A 17,178-nucleotide genomic window follows, 5' to 3' on the forward strand; every position below is an offset into this window, starting at 1 on the left:
CCGTCGCGGCGACCGCCGCTGCGGCGGCCGACCCGGCCACGACCCACGGCGCGGCGCCGACGCCCTCGGTGTCGTCCTCCACCGGCGCCGCGACAGCGGTCACCTCGGCGGTGAGCTCGGCAGCGGGCTCGGTCGGCGCGGCGGTCGCCGGCTCGGCGCCGGGCTCGGCGGTCGGCCCCGCCGCGCCGGCGTCCACCGCGCCGGCGCCCTCGAACGCCACCGGCGTGAACGACTCGTTGTTCGCGTTCGCCACCCCGTGCGCCCCGATCGTGATGACCCCGCACGTCACCGCGCGGCAGTCCACCTCGACGGTCCCGCCGTCCGCGTCGAGCGCGGTCAGCGTCGCGCCCGGGATCGTGAGGTCCGTAGACCACGAGCCGTCCTCGGCGACCACGCCGCCGTTGGCGTCGGCCGCGGTCGTCGAGCCGGGGAACGCGACGAACCGCTGGTAGCCCGCGTTCTCCTGGCCCTGCACGTCGACGGCGTACCGGTACTGGGTGCCCGTGACACCGCCCGCGGACGGCCGCCAGCCGTCACCGCTCGCCGGGTCGACCCAGCCGAACAGCACGTACACCCCGCCGAACCCGCCGGGCACGGACTGGAAGCCGGTGCCGGACACCTGCACGCTCGTGGGCGCGTCCGGCGCGGCGACGGCCTGCCCGCCCTCCCCGGCGACGACCACCTGGGGCGCCGCGGCGGCGGGGCCGGCGGCGACGAGGGCGGCTGCGGCGGCGAGCGCGGCGGCCGCGAGGGCGCGGAGCGGCGTCGGGGTCATCGGGGGTCCTCCGGGGTGGTGCTGGAGCGGTCGGGCAGCACGAGCAGGTCGCCCGTGCGGGGGTGGACGAGGACCTCGACCGGGTGCCGGTAGACGGCCCCCAGCAGGTCCGGTCGCAGGACGTCGGCCGGCGCGCCCAGGCCGCGCACCCGGCCCCCGCCGAGCAGCAGGACCCGGTCGGCGTACGCGCCGGCGAGGCTGAGGTCGTGCAGCACGGCGACGACGGCGTGGCCCGCGCGGGCCAGGTCGCGCGCCTGGCCGAGCAGCATCTCCTGGTGCCGCAGGTCGAGCGCCGCGGTCGGCTCGTCGAGCAGCAGCACCGGCGTGGCCTGGGCGCGGGCGCGGGCGTACGCGGTGCGGGCCTTCTCGCCGCCGGACAGCGTGGGGAACCGGCGGTCGGCGAGGTGCAGCACGTCGGCCGCGGCGGCGGCCTCGGCGACCAGGCGGTCGTCGTCGTCCTCGGCGGCGGTGCCGCGCCAGGGCGCCCGGCCCATGCGGACGACCTCGGCGACCGCGAACGGGAAGCTCAGCCGGTGCTCCTGGAGCAGCACGGCGCGCCGACGCGCCAGGTCGGCGGGCCTGAGCCGCTCGACCGCCGCACCCTCCGACGTCACGGAGCCCCGGGTCGGGTGCAGGTCGCCCGCCAGCAGGCCGAGCAGCGTCGACTTCCCGGCCCCGTTCGGCCCGACGACCGCGAGCAGCTCCCCGGCCTCGACCCGCAGGTCCACGCCGTCGAGCAGCGTGACCCCGTCGACGTCGTACCCGGCCCCCGTGAGCCCGACCGCCGCCGCGCTCACGCCCAGCCCCCGGCCTGGCGGCGGGTGCGGCGGATGAGCCAGAAGAAGAACGGGCCGCCGACCAGCGCGGTGAGCATGCCGATCGGCAGGTCCGCGTAGGCCACGGCGGTGCGGGCGACGAGGTCGGCGGCGAGCAGCAGCACCGCGCCGCCCAGCGCGCTCAGCGGCACCAGCGCCCGGTGGCCGGGCCCGACGAGCATCCGGACCAGGTGCGGCACGACGAGGCCGACGAACGCGATGATCCCGCAGAACGCGACGGCCGCCGCGGTGAGCAGGGCGACCGCGACGATGCTGACGACCCGCAGCCGCTCGACGTCGACGCCGACGTGCCGCGCGGCCCGCTCCCCCAGCGCGAGCAGGTCGAGGCGCCGCGCGACGAGCAGGGCCACGAGCAGCCCGACGGCCACGAACGGCGCCACCACGGCCACGTACTGCCAGCGGGTCCCGTTCAGCGAGCCGAGCTGCCAGAACACGATCTGCTCGCGCGCCTGGGTGTCGGCGAGGAAGGTGAGGAACGCGATGCCGGCGCCGGCGACCGCGTTCACCGCGACGCCGGTCAGCACCAGCGTGACCACCTCGGTGCGGCCGCCGGACCGGGCCAGCACGTAGACCACGAGGGTCGTGACCAGGCCGCCGACGAACGCCAGCGCCGCCGACGTGAACGCGCCGAGGAAGTTCAGGCCGAACACGATGCCGGTGCAGGCCGCGAGCGCAGCGCCGGACGACACCCCGACGACTCCGGGGTCGGCCAGCGGGTTGCCGAACACGCCCTGCATGACGGCCCCCGCGGTCGCGAGGGCCGCGCCCGCGAGCACGGCCATGACGACCCGCGGGAACCGGATGGTCCACAGGGCGGCGTCGCCGTTCGCGTGGCTCGGCAGCGGGCCGACGTCGAGGCCGATCCGGTGCAGCACCGAGCCGAGGACCTCGGCCGGCGGGACTCGGAGCTGCCCGGTGCCGGCGGCGACGACCGCGAGGGCGAGCAGGGCGACGACCAGGCCGACCGCGAGCGGCACGACGCGGCGGTGCCGGGTGCGGGCGAGGCCGGCGACGGGCGCGGGGGTGCGCGGGGCGCCGGTCGCCGCGGCCCGGTCCGCGCCGGGCTCGCGCAGCGCCGTCACGACGCGTCCGGGGCGTAGAAGGCCCGGGCGAGGGCGTCGAGCGTCTGCGCCGAGGTCGGCCCGAACGACAGCACCTGGGTGTCCGCCATGTCGACGACCCGGCGGTGCTCGCCCGCCGGCGTCTGCGCGACCGCAGGCAGCTGCTCCAGCAGCCCGTCGACCCCGCCGACCGACTCCAGCCCCTTCGTCATCACCAGCACGAGGTCCGGCTGGGCGGCGACCAGGCCCTCGTCGGTCACCGGCCGCATCCCCTGCCAGCCGATCTCGCCGGCGACGTCGACCGCACCGAGCGCCTCGATGAGCGAGTCCGCGCCGGAGCCCTCGCCGAACAGGTAGTACACGCCTGCCTGGCCGCGCAGGTAGAGGAACACCACCCGCAGCCGGTCGGCGGGGTCCTCGGGTGCCAGCCGGTCGACCTGGGCCCGGACCTCGTCGATCTCGGCCTGCGTGCGGGCGGCGAGCGCGGCGCCCTCGTCCGGGAGCCCGACCGCCGCCGCCACGGACGCGATCAGGTCCCCGACGGTGCCGAGCTCGCGGTGGGAGTCGACCACGACCACGGGGATGCCCGCGTCGCGCATCTGGAGCACGGTGTCCCAGGGGCCGAGGGTGGTGTCGGTGATGATCAGCGTCGGCGCAAGCTCGAGGATCGCCTCCCCGGACAGGTCGTGCCCGCTCGTCGTCACCACGGGCAGGTCGGCGATCTCCGGGAAGTCCGACGACGAGTCGCGGCCGACGACGCTCCCGCCCAGGCCGAGCTCGAACAGGATCCGGGACGTCGACCCGTACAGGTCGAGCGCGAGGACCCGGCTCGTGTCGGTGACCGTGACCTCGGTGCCCTGCGCGTCCGTCAGCGTGACGGGCAGGGCGGGGCGCGGGTCGGCGGCGACCGGGTCGACGGGGGTCGCGGCGGCCACGGCCGTCTGCTCGCCCTCCCAGCCGCGCGGGTCGTCGACAGGCGTGACGTCGGCCAGCGCAGGCCGCTCGCCCGCCACCGCGGCCGTCCCGCCGGACGTCCCCGCCACCCCCGTGCAGCCCGCGAGCGCCGCCACGACCACGGCCGCCACCAGCGCCGGGACCGACCGACGGGCGGCGCGGCGGGACGGGGCGTACGGGCGTGCGGGCATGACGAAGCGACTCCTGCGAGGGTGTGGCTCGCGCACGGGGGCACCATCGATGGGCACCGCGGCGAAGGTGAGCCAAACCTAAGTTAGCCGACCCTCAGAAGACAAGACGTGGTGTCGGGCCGGGTGGATCGCACACCTTCGGGTGAGCCGGCCCTAGCCTGGGCCGATGGACCGCCGAGCCCGCGCCGACGCCCCCGCGCCCACGCCGGAGGAGCGCGCCGACCGCCTCAAGGAGCGCGTGTACGTCACGTTCGCCGCGCTGGCCGTCGTGCTCACGCTGCGGTCGCACGGCGACGTCACCGCCGGGGTCGCCGCGACCACCCTGCTGATCACCGTCGGCGGCACCCTGCTCGCGGTGCTGCTGGCCGACGTGGTGTCGCACATCGCGGTGCACGCCGCGCTGCCCACGGCCGCCGAGGCGCGGCACATGGTCGCGGTGTGCACCGGGGCGCTCGGCGTGCTGGTGCTGCCGATGATCTTCGTCGGCATCGCGGCGACGGGGTCGTGGACCGTCGAGGGCGCGCTGCGGGCGTCGACGATCGCGCTGGTGGCGAGCCTCGGGGTGGTCGGCTGGCTCGCGGTGCGGCGCGTCTCGCTCCCCGGCTGGCAGAAGCTCCTGGTGCTGGCCGCCGAGGTCGCCCTGGGCATCGCGGTGGTGTCCCTGGAGCTCCTGGCCCACGGCTGACCCTCGCCCGCGCGAGCACACCCGGGGGGTCAGCGGCGGGGGCGGTCCTTGCCCTCGGCGGCGCGGGCGGCGTCGCGCTCGCGCAGGCGCTGCTCCTCGCGCTTCACCTCGGCCTGGGTGGCGCGCTCGCGGTGCAGCCACTCCGGCGACTCCTCGACGATCGCGTCGATCTGCTCGGTGGTGATCGGGTCGGTGAGGCCGTTGCGGGCGAGCCCGGACGTCGAGATCCGCAGCCGCGCGGCGACGACGGAGCGCGGGTGCGGGCCGTTCTTCCGGAGCTCGGCCAGCCACGTCGGGGGGTTCCGCTGCAGGTCGTCGAGCTGCTCGCGCGACACGGGCCCCGCCTGGAACTCCTCGGGCGTCGCGGGCAGGTAGACCCCGAGCTTGGCGGCGGCCGTGGCCGGCTTCATGGTCTGCGGCGTGCGCGCGCGGCGGGCGGGCGTGGGGGCGGGCTCGGAGGTCACAGCACCAGGATACGGACGCGGGGCGCGGCTACGCTGACGCCGATGTCCGAGCCTCCCGCCGCCGAGCCCGCCGAGCCCGCCGCGACCGACGACCCGCAGCGGTTCCGCCTGCTGCTCGTCCCCGGCGTCGTCCCCGCCTCCTGGGTCCGGACCTGGCGCGAGCGGGTCGCCGACGTGCCGCTCGAGCTGGTGCACGCGCCCGCCGCCGACGCCGGCGCGGTGCTCGCGCGCGGCGAGGCCGACGCCGCGCTGCTCCGGCTGCCGGTCGACCGCGACGTGCTGTCCGCGATCCCGCTGTACGTCGAGACCACCGTCGTCGTGCTGCCGAAGGACCACGTGCTCACGGCCCTGGACGAGGTGGCGCCGGACGACCTGGCCGAGGAGACCCTGATCACCCCGGCCGACGACGTGCTGCGCTGGCCCGACGCACCCGGCGAGCCGTCGCTGCTGCCGCCGCCCGCGACGACGGAGGAGGCGGTGGCGCTCGTCGCGTCGGGCGTCGGGCTGCTGCTCGTGCCGCAGTCGCTGGCCCGGCTGCACCACCGCAAGGACCTGACCTACCGGCCGCTGACCGACGCCCCCGGGTCGCAGGCCGCTCTCGCCTGGCTCGCGGCCCGGGACGGCGACCCGCTGGTCGAGGAGCTGATCGGCATCGTGCGGGGGCGGACGGTGAACAGCTCGCGCGGTCGCGGGGCGGCGGGCTCGGCCCGGGCGGGCACCGATCGCGCGGACGCGAGCACCGGCCGGTCGGGCGGATCCGGGAAGGGTGCGGCCGGGAAGGCGGCGACGGGCAGGGGTGCGACCGGCAAGGGCGGAGCCGCCACCCGCGGCGGCCGGCCGTCGTTCGGCTCCGGAGGCGGTCGTGGCCGTGCGGGCGGCGGGCGACCCGGCTCGTCCCGCGGCCGCAAGGGGCGCTGAGGCGTGCACATGCCCGCCCCGGGCCTCCGGGTCACGGTCCTCACCGGCGCCGGCGTCTCGACCGGCGCCGGCATCCCCGACTTCCGCGGGCCCGCCGGCACCTGGACCCGGCACCCCGAGCAGGCGGAGCTGCTGGAGATCGACCGGCTGGTCGCCGACCCGGACGTCCGGCGCCGCGGCTGGCAGATGTGGCGGACGCACCCAGCGTGGACGGCGCGGCCGGCGGCCGGGCACCGCGCCCTCGTCGACCTGGCGGCGGCCGGCCGGTTGCAGGCGCTGCTGACCCAGAACTTCGACGGGCTGCACCAGGCCGCCGGCAACGACCCGGGCGACGTCGTGGAGCTGCACGGCACGCTGCGCACGACGTCCTGCCTGGTCTGCGGCGACCGGCAGCCGACCGCGGACGTGCTCGCCCGCCTCGACGCGGAGCCCGACCCGCCGTGCGCGGTCTGCGGGGGGATCCTCAAGCCGGACGTCGTCTACTTCGGCGAGCGGCTGCCGGACCGGGCGCTGGAGCGGGCGATCGCCGCGGCCACCGACGGCGACGTGCTGCTCGCCGTCGGCACGACGCTGACCGTGCAGCCGGTGGCGAGCCTGGCCGCGCTCGCCGCCGAGTCCGGCGCCGAGGTGATCATCGTGAACGCCGAGCCCACGCCGTACGACCGGATCGCCGACCGGGTCGTGCGGGAGCCGATCGAGGAGGTGCTGCCGGCGCTGGTCGCGGAGCTCCTGGCGCGCCCCTGACCGCCCCGGTCCGCCCGGGGGACTCAGCCGGGCGCCAGGTCCCGCCGATGAGCAGGGGGTGAGCCGCGCCCGCACCGCCGTCCTCGTCGCGCTCCCGCTCGCCGCGGGCGCCGTCGCCCTGACGCTGTACGCCGGGCCGTACTGGGTGGACGTCGTCCGGCACCGGGTCGACGAGCAGCGGTGGCCCGAGCAGCGGCTCCGGATCGAGGCGGCGGTCGACGCCGTCGTGCTGCCGGAGGGCTACGAGCCGATCGACTGCGCGGACGGCTTCGGGGCGAGCGAGGGAGCCCGGTGCTGGCGGACCGCGGCGCTGCCCGCCGACGCAGCGGTCGACCTGGCGCCCGCGCTGCGCGCCGTGGGCGTCGACGTGCTCGACGAGGGCGTCGGCCCCGACCTGCGCGGCGCGCCGACGACGGCCTTCGCGACCGGGACGCTGGAGGGCCGGTCCGTCTTCCTGAGCGTGACCCGCGAGCTCGACCGCGCGAACCTGCCGGAGACGCCCTTCGCCGACACCGCCGTCGCGGAGCTGACCGCGGACCTCGGCGCGCCCTGACGCGGGGTCGCGAGGTCGCGGGGTCGCAGTGGCCCGCGTCACGCCGCGAGGACTTCCCTGCATGGGACAGACGTCCTATAGTCCACGTGGAGTAATCAAGAAGGAGCATCACGTGGCCGGCACGCTCACCCCCCTCGCGGTCGCAGTCCTCGGGCTGCTGGTCGAGCGTCCCCTGCACCCCTACGAGATGCACCAGGTGCTCCTGCACCGCGCCACCGACCGCATCGTGAAGGTCCGCCCCGGCTCGCTCTACCACTCGGTGGACCGGCTGCACCGGGACGGCCTCGTGCGGGCGGTCGGCACCGAGCGCGCCGGCAACCGCCCGGAGCGCACCACCTACGAGATCACCCCGGCCGGACGCGACGCGCTCTCCGAGCAGCTCGCCGCGATGATCGCCGCGCCGGTCAACGAGTACCCCCGCCTGCCGCTCGCGCTGGCGGAGGCGCACAACCTGCCGAAGGACACCGTCCTGACCCTCCTCCGCGACCGGCGCGCCCGGCTCGCCACGGAGCTCGACGACCTGCGCTCGGGCGTCGACCGCGTGCGGGTCAAGGGCCTGCCGGCCCGCTACTGGATCGACCTGACCTACCAGATCGCGGTCTACGAGACCGAGTCGACCTGGATCGGCACCTTCATCGAGGGCATCGAGTCCGGCGACATCGCCTGGTGACCCGGCGCGGTCCGCCGCGCACCCCTCCCACCCGCTCCGCGCGAGCACGCTTCCCTGCGAGGAACCCGCATGTCCGAGACCGCCCGTCCCTGGCCCGCCCTCTGGGCGCTGGTCGTGGGCTTCTTCATGATCCTGGTCGACACCACGATCGTGTCGGTCGCCAACCCCGCCATCATGGCCGGGCTCGGCACCGACATCGACGCGGTCATCTGGGTGACCAGCGCCTACCTGCTCACCTACGCCGCCCCGCTGCTCGTCACCGGGCGGCTCGGCGACCGCTTCGGGCCCAAGCCCGTCTACCTCACCGGCCTCGTGGTCTTCACGCTGGCGTCGCTCGCCTGCGGCCTGGCCGGGTCGATCGGCGTGCTGATCGCGGCCCGCGCCGTGCAGGGCCTGGGCGCCGCGCTGATGACCCCGCAGACGATGGCCGTCATCACCCGGATGTTCCCGCCGGACTCCCGCGGCAAGGCCATGAGCCTGTGGGGCGCCGTCGCCGGCGTCGCGACGCTGGTCGGCCCGATCCTCGGCGGCGTGCTCGTCGACGGGCTCGGCTGGGAGTGGATCTTCATCGTCAACGTGCCGGTCGGCGTCGTCGCGTTCGTGCTCGCCTGGCGGCTGGTGCCGCGGCTCGAGACGCACGCGCACCGGTTCGACGTGCTCGGCGTCGTGCTCAGCGCCCTCGGCATGTTCCTGCTGGTGTTCGGCATCCAGGAGGGCCAGTCCTACGACTGGGGCCTGATCGGCGGCTGGCTGCCCGTGTGGGGCGTCGTCGGCGCCGGCGTGGTCGTGCTCGCGGCGTTCGTCTGGCACCAGGCGCGGACGACGGGCGAGCCGCTGCTGCCGCTCGGCCTGTTCCGCGACCGGAACTTCGCGCTGGCCAACGGCGCGATCAGCGCCCTGGGCTTCACGGTGACCTCGATGTCGCTGCCGCTGGTCTTCTACTACCAGCTCGTCCTCGGCTTCTCCCCGACCCGGTCGGCGCTGATGCTGGCGCCGATGGCCGTGATGACCCTGGTGCTGTCGCCGGTGATCGGCCGCCGCGTCGACACCGCGAACCCGCGGAACATCGCCCTGGTCGGCATGCTGCTCCAGGCGGGCGCGCTGGTGTGGTTCTTCCTCTGGCTGAGCCCCGACCCCGACCAGTGGGCCCGGCTGCTGCTGCCGAGCGCGGTGCTCGGCGTCGCGAACGCCTGCCTGTGGTCGCCGATCTCGTCGACCGCGACCCGCAACCTCCCGCGCGCGCAGGCCGGCGCCGGCTCCGGCGTGTTCAACACGACCCGGCAGATCGGCTCGGTGCTCGGCTCGGCAGCGATCGCCGCGCTCATCCAGGCGCGGCTGGTCGCCGAGCTGGGTCCCGGCGCGGCGGACTCCACCGGCGCGGCCGAGGCGGCGGGCTCGCTGCCGGAGTTCCTGACCGGCGGCTTCTCCGACGCCATGGCGCAGTCGCTGCTGCTGCCGGCGGCGATCGCGCTGGTCGGCGCGGTGCTGGTGGCGTTCTTCGTCCGCCCGGAGCGCGGCGTACCCGGCGCCCCGACTGCGGCCCCGGCGGCGGCGCCGGCGACATCGGCGCCGGCCACGCCGTCTGCGCCGGCGACCACTGCCTGACCTCGCCTGACCCCTCCTCCCCCGCGCCACCGCGCGCCGAGAGGACAGCCGACACGTCGAGTGCCTATCCGCTGGATAGGCACTCGACGTGTCGGTTGTGCACTCGAGGGCGGGACGGCAGGGCGGGACGGCAGGGCGGGACGGCAGGGCGGGGCGGCGGCTGGACAGGAGGGTGGCGGCGCCGAGGGACCGTGGTTGCGGCGGGCGGGCCGCGCGCCCGCGCGGGTCAGCGCGAGCCCGCTCCCGCGCGGCGCTCGTCCTCGCCCTCCGCGGCCGCGACGCCGGGCAGCATCTCCTCCGGGAGCTCCTCGACGGGCACCACCACGAGGTCCTGCACCTTCCAGTCCAGCGCAGTCGCGGCCTCCCGGGCCCCCGCGAGCTCCCCCAGGCTCGGCGCGCGACCGTCCCGGGGCACGACGAACGCCTCGACGTGGAACACGTGCCCCTGGTCCCGGACCCGCGACCGCGCGTCCTCGACCCAGGGCAGCGCCCGGAGGCGGGCGTCGACCTCGGCGGCGAGCGGGTGCGGCTCGTCGCCGTCGACGGTCGTCGCGCGCGCGTCCATCAGCGCACCGGAGGCGACCCGCAGGTTGGTGAACCCGTCCCGCAGGATGCTGACCGAGATGAACAGCGCCGCGGCGGAGTCGGCCCACCACAGGCCGGCGCCGATGCCGAGGATGCCGGCCACGGACCCGAGCGCCGTCATCCAGTCGGCCTTGTTCATGTCGGCGTCCGCGTACAGGACGCGGTCGTGCAGGGTGCGGGCGAGCGGCATCTTGGCCCGACCCAGCAGCACCGGCGGGATCCCGGTCAGCACCATCGCGCCGATCATCGGCCAGCCGGCCCAGAACACGTGGTCCCCGAGGTGCATGACGCCGACCGGCGGGTGCTCGGCGGCCAGCAGCCCGCTCCCGGAGTCGAGCACCAGGAACGTGCCCATCGTCAGCAGCGCCGCCGCCGCGACCAGGTGCCCGATCCCGACCGAGCGGTGGTACCCGTAGGGGTGCGCGGTGGTCGGCCGGCGCCGCGCGAACCGCACGGCGACCAGGAACGAGATCGGCGGGATGAACGACAGCAGGTCCTCCGCCCAGGCGGCCTTCATCGCCTGCGAGCTGCCCATCACCAGGTAGACGAGCGTGACCCCGACCAGCAGGAACGCGATCGTGCCCCACGCGAGCCGGATCGCCCGGCGCAGCGCCGCCGACTGCTCCTCCGGCAGCTCGGTGTGCCCGAAGGTGACGCCGCCCTCGGCCGCGGCGGCCGGTCCGCGGCCGCTCATGGCAGCACGTCCCGGTGCTCCTCCAGCAGGAAGGTCTCCAGCCGGACGAGGAACGCGTTCTCGCCGAGCGGCGCGGCCATGACGTGCGGCTCCGGCTCGCCGCGCTCGTCGGGCACGGTCGTGTACGGGGTGGTGAGCGCCGCCTGCGCCGACCAGGGCGACCGCCCGGTGAACCCGCCGATGACGAGGTCCAGCTCGCCGGCCTCCAGGTCGCCGATGAGCACCTCCTCGCTGCCCGCGGTCCAGTCGACCTCGGCGCCGAGGGTCTCGGCGAACTCGGCGACGATCTCGGCCTCGATCCCGGACGGCGCCGCGCCCTCCTGGACCTCGGTCCAGGGCGGGTTGGCGGTGACGCCGACCCGGAGCGCGTCGCCCGTCACCCGCTCGAGCGTGCCGTCGGGGTCGGCGGGGAACTCGCCCGAGCACCCCGCCAGCAGCGCCGCGGTCAGCAGCAGTCCTGCGGTGCGTCTCATGCGGCCCGAGTGAAGCGCCTTCCCGGCGTGCCCGCACGTCGGGGCCGCGCTCCCCCGGTCAGGACCCGGGGGAGCACGACACCGGGGTCAGCCCCGCCGGCGCGCCAGGCGGGCGCTCAGCGCGAGCCCGCCGAGCCCGAGCAGCACCGCGGCGGCCGCCGCGAGCAGACCGACGCCCACGCCGGTCACCGCGAGCGCACCCCCGCCGGCGGTCACCACGACGCCGGCCACGGCCTCGACCGGGTCACCCGCGCCCGGGTCGCCCGGGTCGCCCGGGTCACCCGGGTCGCCCGGCAGCGTCGGCCCGAGCACCCGCACCAGCCCCGCGTCGACCGTCGGGTCCAGGTAGTCCGCCGCGACCCCGTCCTCGGGCAGCGCGGGGCGCACCCGGGGCTCGCCGGCCCCGAGCACCACCTCGCGCGTCCAGCCCGCGGCGTCCGCGTCGGAGTCCTCCGCCGCGTCGCCCTGCCGCGCGGCGGTGAACCCGTACCGCCCGGCGAGCGCGCCGTCGAGGACGAACCGCACGCGGTAGGTCCCGGCCTGCAGCAGGTCGAACTGGTACCGCCCGTCCGCGTCCGTGGTGGTCGTGGCGACCGGTACGTCCGAGCCGGCGGCGTACAGCCGGACCGTCACCCCGCCGACGCCCGGCTCCCCCGGGCCCTGGCGGCCGTCGCGGTCCTCGTCGAGCCACACCCGGTCCCCGAGGGCGTACGTCCGGTGCACGGCGACGCCGGCCCGGTTGGGCTCGAGCGTCTCGTGCTCCACACCCGAGGGCGTCACGCTGGCGGTGGTCACCACCATCGTGTTCCAGGCCGGGGCGTCGACGTCCGCCGCCGCGGTGTCGTAGGCCGTCGCGGACCGGGTCCGGAACGTCGCCGTGACCGTCTCGCCGGGCAGCAGGTTCGCCGCCGCCAGATCCAGGTCGACGCGCAGGCCGCGCACCCGGGACAGGTCGTCGACCTGGTCCGCGGGGGTCCACACGTCGGCCGCGCAGCCGGCCCCGAACGGGTCGGCCGAGCGCGGGTCGCCGGTGTAGGTGCAGCTCGCGCCGTCGAGCAGGTACGACACGGTCGACGTCGCCCCGTCCGGCAGGCCGGTCAGCCGCAGGTCGCCGAGGTACTCGGTGGCCCACACGCTCCCCCGCGCGCTGCTGCTCTGGGACCGCGAGGTCCCGGTGTCGCCCGCGAACGGCAGCACGTCCACCAGGGTGGCGCTCGCCGTCGGCAGGTTGCCGGTGTTGGTCACCCGCAGCCGCCAGGTCTCGGTCCCGCCCGGCTGGGTGCGCACGAGGCAGGGCGTCCGGTAGAACCCGTCGGCGGACACGCACTCCTGGCCGCTCGCCGACGTGTTGACCACCCCGGTCGGGGCGGCGCCCGGCGCGAGGTCCTCGGCGACGTCCTTGACCCGCAGGTAGTTGGGCAGCGCCACGACGTCGACGCGCGCCGTCGCCTCCCGGGTGAGCCCGTCCGCCGACGACAGGACGAACCGGTTGGTCAGCACGGACCCGGCCGGGGTGCCCGCGCGGACGGCGAGCGGCACCGTGACGGCCACCTGCTCGCCGGGCATGAGCCGCGTGCCGGGCGGGAAGGTCACCCGGATCGCCTCGCCGTCGACCACCACGGACGGCTCGGCCGCCGCGATCGCCGCGTCGCCCGGCGTGACCGCGACCGCGGCGGTGCCGTACGCGTCGGGGTCGTACACGAGCTGCGGCCCGGCGGCGTCCGCGGGCAGCACGTCGGCCAGCACCGGGTCCACGATCGGCGCGGTGCCGGTGTTGGTCGCGGTCAGCCGGAACGGCAGCCGCGAGCCGGGGCCGGTCGTGGTGGTGGCGGGCGTCTTGGTCACGGCGGCGTCCACGACGCCGTCCGTGACCGTGTACGTCGCCACGGCCGGGTCCAGCACGACGGGTGCCGGCTGGCGCTCCGCCTGCACGGTCCCGGTGACCTCGTTGGTCAGCGTCCCGGCCGGCACCTCGGCGCCGGTGCTCCGCAGCGTCGACCGGGGGCTGAGCGCGAGCACCGCGGTGGGCCCCTCGAACCCGCCGACCCGGCGGTTCGCGAACCAGGACCCGCCGGGCGCCTGGAACGTCACCCGGACGCCGGTGACGTCCGCCGCCGACGTGCCGTCCGGGAGCGCCGCGGCGCCGTCGGGCAGCGGCGGCATCGTGGTGCTGACGCCGGCCGGCAGCGCGCTGGTGACGGGCGCGGTCCACGCGCCGTCGACGCGGTACTGCACGGCGGCGGTGTAGCCCGCGCCGTCGGCCGCGGTCACCCCCGCGAGGGCCTCGAGGCCCACCAGGTCGAACGCGTCCCAGAACGCCTCGGAGGTGTCCTCCAGCACGTAGGTGGCCGGCCGGCTGACGGCCTCGTCGCTGACCCGGCGCGCGCTGAGCGACAGCCGCACCGTGCGGTCCTCCGCGGCGTACCGCGTCCCGGTGTCCGGGGAGACCGACTTGGCCAGCGCGCCGTCGAGCGGCTGCAGCGCCTCCGGGTACAGCACGGTGGCCGCCTGCGCGACGTCGGAGGGCGTGCCCGGGCCGAGGTCGCCGAGCAGCGTGTTGGTGAGCGTGGTCGACGGCGCCGCGTCGGCGGTGCCGGTGATCGGCACGCCTGCGCGGGTCTCCGCCCGCAGCACCGTGTCCGCGACGACGACCAGCGCCGCGCCGTCCGGCAGGGTGCCCTCGGCGCGGGCCTCCACGGACACCACGTCCGCGAGGTCCGCCGCCGACAGCGCCGCGACGTCGGCCGCCGAGCCGAGGTCGTGCAGCACCCCGCCGTCGGCGTCGCGCAGCACGACGCGCAGCGTCCCGGTCCCGGCCGGGGCCGTCACCGCGAGGCGCGTCAGGTCGACGTGATCGAACGTGCTGCCGTCGTCCGTCGCCGGGTCCGGGTCCACCAGCCGCAGCGCGCCGACCGGGACGCCGGACACGTTCTGCACCCGCATGGTGAGCCGGTTGGCCGGCCGGTCCGCGCCGGGCTCGGTGTTGTCGGCCCCGATCAGCGCGGACGCGTCCCGCCACGACTTGCTCGCGTCCACCCGGCGGATGTCCACCGGGGCGTCGCCCGGGCCGAACGTCACCGTGTCACCGTCGCCGGACGGGCCGGTGAGCCCGGAGCCGACGCCGGTGCCGGTCGCCTCGACCGCCACGGCGTTGCGCAGCGCGGATCCGGGGGCCACCGCCTGGTCGAGGGCCAGCACCAGCGCGACCCGCGGGGTGAACGTGCCGTCGACGGGCAGCGACGCGCCCGTCGGGGTGTAGACGACGCGCACGCCGTCCGCGCCCGCCGGGACGTCGAGGTCGAGCAGCGCCGCGGCGTCGGTGGTCGGGCCCGCGAGCCGGACCCAGGAGCCGCCGGTCCGGGCCAGGACCTCGGCGCGCGAGCCGGCCGGGACCTGGACGGAACCGACCCGGTCGAGCGCGGCCGCGTCCCAGAGCGTCGACGCGGCGTCGCCGCCGGCGGCGTCCTCGATCACGAGCGACCCGACGGGGACGGTGGTGTCGGCGGAGACCCGGCCGGTCAGCGTGGCGACGAGCTCCTGCCCGGGCGCGCCCGGGAGCGGGGCGCCCTGCGCCTGCTGGGTGAGCGTCTTGCTCGCGGTCGTCACGACCTGGCGCGGGACCACGGTGAGCTGCGCGGACGCGGTGCGCTCCGCAGCAGGTGTCCCGTCGGCCGCCTCGCCGTCGACCGCCACCTCGTTGGTGAAGGCGCGCACCGGCGACCACGCGGGGTCGGTGGCGACCCGGAACGGCACGGTCGCCGCGGCGCCGGGCGCGAGCGTGCCGCGGTACTCGACGACGAAGCCGGTCACGACGGCACCGGCGGGCGGAGCGGGCCAGGTGGTGACCCCGCCGGCCGGCGGCGCCACGGCGACCGGGCCGCCGACCCCGGTGCCGAGGAAGGTCACGGTCGCGCCGGTGGCGCCGGCGGGCCACGCCGCCGCGTCCACGGTGCCCGCGCCGTCGGTGCCGAACCCGTCGAAGCCGAGGAGGCCTGCGGCCGGGTCGCCGAGCGGGCCCGCTCCGGCGGCGGAGGGCTCCGCGACGCGCAGCACGGACAGCTCGGTGTTCGAGGCGTTGCGGGCGGTCAGCCGGACGACCGAGGGCTGCCCGGCCACCACCTCCGCGCGAGCCACGCCGTCGAAGGACTTGCCGGCCGCGACCTCGACGGTGACCGGGTTGATCTGGAAGGTGGCCGAGGCGGTGCCGGTCGCGTCGCCGCGCGACGTCGTGAGCGCGGCCGAGGCGGTGTTGGCCACGCGCGTGGTGGCGCCCCGGTCGGCCGTGCCCGCCTGCCCGAGCACGAGCGCGACGGAGCCCGCGGCCCCGCCGGCGACGATCGTGCCGTCGGCGGAGCCGTCGCCGGCGAACCGCAGGGCGACGCCCGAGACCGTCGCGAGGTCCACGCCGCCCGCGTCCAGCGTCGCGCCGGGCGCGAACGGGCCGACCGTGACGGTGCCGCCCGGCGTGGTCAGGTCGACCGCGACGGACGTGGCGCCCTCGGGCGCCGTCCAGGAGCCCAGGCGGCGCAGCACCAGCGGCGTGCCGGGGCCGAACGCCGCCGGCGTGCCGACGGCCGGGTCCGTGACGGTGAGCCTCGTGGCCGCGACGGGCGAGGTGTTCTGCGCGCCCAGCGTCACGGTGACGTCGCCGGGGTCGCCCGCGACCTGGTCGACCGGGGCGACGCGCTTGGTCACCGCGACGCTCGGGGTCACCGGGACGACGACCCCGACGGTCGCCGGAGCGCTCACCGGGTCGGCGTTGCTCGCCGTGACGGCGGCCGTGTTGGTCACCGACCGGCCGTCCCAGGACAGCGGCGTGCCGGCGGGCAGGGTGGTGCGCAGCAGCACGCTGACGCTCTGACCCGCCGCGAGGCCGACCACGCCGGGGTGGCTCGGGTCCGTCTCGCGGAACGCCACCCGGGCGGTCGCGCCGGACACGGCCACGACCGCCTGCCCGGTCTGCTCGGCCTGCACCGTCACGCCGTCGGCGTCCAGCACGAACGGCTCCGGCACGGCGTCCTCGAGCGCGACGTCGGCGCACATCGCGACGATCGACTCGCACGTCACCTCGACGGTCCACGTCACGCCGTCGCCCGGCCGCGCCGTCGTCGCCGACGCCGTCTTGCGCACCGCCAGCGTGCCGCGGTCGCCCTCGGCCGCGCTCGCCGCCTGCGGCGCGGCGACCGCGAGCACCGCGCTGACCAGCAGCAGCGCCAGCACCGTCGCGAGCGCCGTCCGCCGCTCCAGCATCCCCCGTGACGCGCCGCGCGCGCCCGATCCCCAGCTCATCCCCGTACCCATCCCTCGACTGCGCCGGCGGAACGGGCGCGGGTCGCGCGCCCTGGTCCGGCGGATCGGGGATCGGGAGCGCGGGCAGGGGCGGGGAGGTGAGAGCCGGGGTGAAAGGCCACGGCGGCCCGTCCGGCCCCGTGGGCGGGCGGCGCGCCGGGCGCGCGGAACGCCGGCCCCGAGGTCGGCGTCCGGCGCGGCCGCGGGTCAGAGCAGGCCGAGCTCCCGCAGCCGGGCGACGGCGTCCGCGCGGTTGCGGACGCCGAGCTTGCGGTAGGCGGTCCTGGCCTGCGACTTCACGGTGTTGTGCGAGACGTGCAGCCGCGCGGCCACCTCGGCGAGGCCGGCGTCGTCCGCGAGCTGCCGGAGCACGACGAGCTCGCGCTCGGTGAGCCCGGCGCCCGGGGCGGCGTCGGGGACCGGTGCCGGCAGGCCGGAGAGCGCCGCGAGCACGTCGGCCGTCGCGGCGTCGAGCGCCCCCAGCGTGGCGATCGCCGCGCGCTCCGCCGGGCTCACGAGCAGCCAGCCCGTCCGCGAGCCGCCGACCGCGACCACGGCGCACGCCTCGCGCAGCGCCCGGGACGCCACCGCCCGGTGCGCGGCGACCCGGGCCGCCGCCGCCTCCAGCCCGGCGGGGGCCGCCCACGCGTCCCCAGCCACCACCCCCGCCGGCACTGCGAC

General features: G+C 77.2%; 14 protein-coding genes and 1 pseudogene. 6 read left to right on the forward strand and 9 right to left on the reverse strand.

Annotation, left to right across the window (positions count from 1 at the left end; all coding sequences use genetic code 11):
* The 4 genes and pseudogenes from KVT14_RS18540 to KVT14_RS18555 form a co-directional block, all read right to left on the reverse strand.
* A pseudogene (locus KVT14_RS18540) lies at positions 1-775 on the reverse strand (hypothetical protein); the annotation flags it as partial.
* Positions 772-1,572, reverse strand: coding sequence for a heme ABC transporter ATP-binding protein (locus KVT14_RS18545; RefSeq protein WP_217617018.1), 801 nt, complete (start codon positions 1,570-1,572; stop codon positions 772-774). The pseudogene KVT14_RS18540 and the gene KVT14_RS18545, both read right to left, overlap by 4 nt.
* Entirely contained in the window at positions 1,569-2,588 is a 1,020-nt protein-coding gene (locus tag KVT14_RS18550) for an iron ABC transporter permease (protein ID WP_308161166.1), read from the reverse strand. The genes KVT14_RS18545 and KVT14_RS18550 overlap by 4 nt, the downstream gene beginning before the upstream one ends.
* Before the next feature lie 101 nt (positions 2,589-2,689).
* Positions 2,690-3,817: an ABC transporter substrate-binding protein gene (locus KVT14_RS18555; protein WP_217617019.1), complete on the reverse strand. Its 1,128-nt coding sequence runs from the start codon at positions 3,815-3,817 to the stop codon at positions 2,690-2,692.
* A 166-nt stretch (positions 3,818-3,983) separates the two neighbouring features.
* On the opposite strand from KVT14_RS18555, the gene KVT14_RS18560 reads away from it, so the two are divergent.
* Complete coding sequence (locus KVT14_RS18560) at positions 3,984-4,502, forward strand: hypothetical protein (RefSeq protein WP_217617020.1); 519 nt, start codon at positions 3,984-3,986, stop codon at positions 4,500-4,502.
* Between the two features lie 29 nt (positions 4,503-4,531).
* Here KVT14_RS18560 and KVT14_RS18565 read toward each other — a convergent pair whose 3' ends face one another.
* The gene (locus KVT14_RS18565) at positions 4,532-4,912 is read right to left on the reverse strand and encodes a DUF5997 family protein (RefSeq protein ID WP_217617030.1); all 381 of its coding nucleotides are present in this window, start codon (positions 4,910-4,912) and stop codon (positions 4,532-4,534) included.
* A 96-nt stretch (positions 4,913-5,008) separates the two neighbouring features.
* Between KVT14_RS18565 and KVT14_RS18570 the strand changes: the two genes are divergently transcribed.
* From KVT14_RS18570 to KVT14_RS18590, 5 genes are all read left to right on the forward strand, one after another.
* Complete coding sequence (locus KVT14_RS18570) at positions 5,009-5,884, forward strand: LysR family substrate-binding domain-containing protein (protein ID WP_217617021.1); 876 nt, start codon at positions 5,009-5,011, stop codon at positions 5,882-5,884.
* A gap of 9 nt (positions 5,885-5,893) precedes the next feature.
* A complete protein-coding gene (locus tag KVT14_RS18575; RefSeq protein WP_217617022.1) occupies positions 5,894-6,628 on the forward strand; it encodes a Sir2 family NAD-dependent protein deacetylase in 735 nt (244 codons plus the stop codon).
* A 58-nt stretch (positions 6,629-6,686) separates the two neighbouring features.
* Positions 6,687-7,181 (forward strand): hypothetical protein, encoded by a 495-nt coding sequence (locus KVT14_RS18580; RefSeq protein ID WP_217617023.1) that lies wholly within the window; start codon positions 6,687-6,689, stop codon positions 7,179-7,181.
* Between the two features lie 112 nt (positions 7,182-7,293).
* A complete protein-coding gene (locus tag KVT14_RS18585; RefSeq protein WP_308161165.1) occupies positions 7,294-7,851 on the forward strand; it encodes a PadR family transcriptional regulator in 558 nt (185 codons plus the stop codon).
* Between the two features lie 69 nt (positions 7,852-7,920).
* Positions 7,921-9,456 carry a DHA2 family efflux MFS transporter permease subunit gene (locus KVT14_RS18590; RefSeq protein ID WP_217617025.1) on the forward strand — a complete coding sequence of 512 codons (1,536 nt, stop codon included), beginning with the start codon at positions 7,921-7,923 and terminating at the stop codon, positions 9,454-9,456.
* Positions 9,457-9,682: 226 nt separating this feature from the next.
* Here the strand turns inward: KVT14_RS18590 and KVT14_RS18595 are convergent, their stop codons facing one another.
* The 4 genes from KVT14_RS18595 to KVT14_RS22680 form a co-directional block, all read right to left on the reverse strand.
* Positions 9,683-10,735, reverse strand: a complete 1,053-nt coding sequence (locus tag KVT14_RS18595; RefSeq protein ID WP_217617026.1) for a cation diffusion facilitator family transporter — start codon at positions 10,733-10,735, stop codon at positions 9,683-9,685.
* Entirely contained in the window at positions 10,732-11,208 is a 477-nt protein-coding gene (locus tag KVT14_RS18600; protein WP_217617027.1) for an ABC transporter substrate-binding protein, read from the reverse strand. The genes KVT14_RS18595 and KVT14_RS18600 overlap by 4 nt, the downstream gene beginning before the upstream one ends.
* Positions 11,209-11,295: 87 nt before the next feature.
* Positions 11,296-16,497, reverse strand: coding sequence for an SdrD B-like domain-containing protein (locus tag KVT14_RS18605; protein WP_217617028.1), 5,202 nt, complete (start codon positions 16,495-16,497; stop codon positions 11,296-11,298).
* Between the two features lie 207 nt (positions 16,498-16,704).
* Positions 16,705-17,178 (reverse strand): LuxR C-terminal-related transcriptional regulator (locus tag KVT14_RS22680; protein WP_254631287.1); only part of this gene is annotated, 474 nt, incomplete at its 5' end.

Source organism: Cellulomonas sp. GbtcB1 (genome assembly GCF_019091725.1).
GTDB lineage: Bacteria > Actinomycetota > Actinomycetes > Actinomycetales > Cellulomonadaceae > Cellulomonas.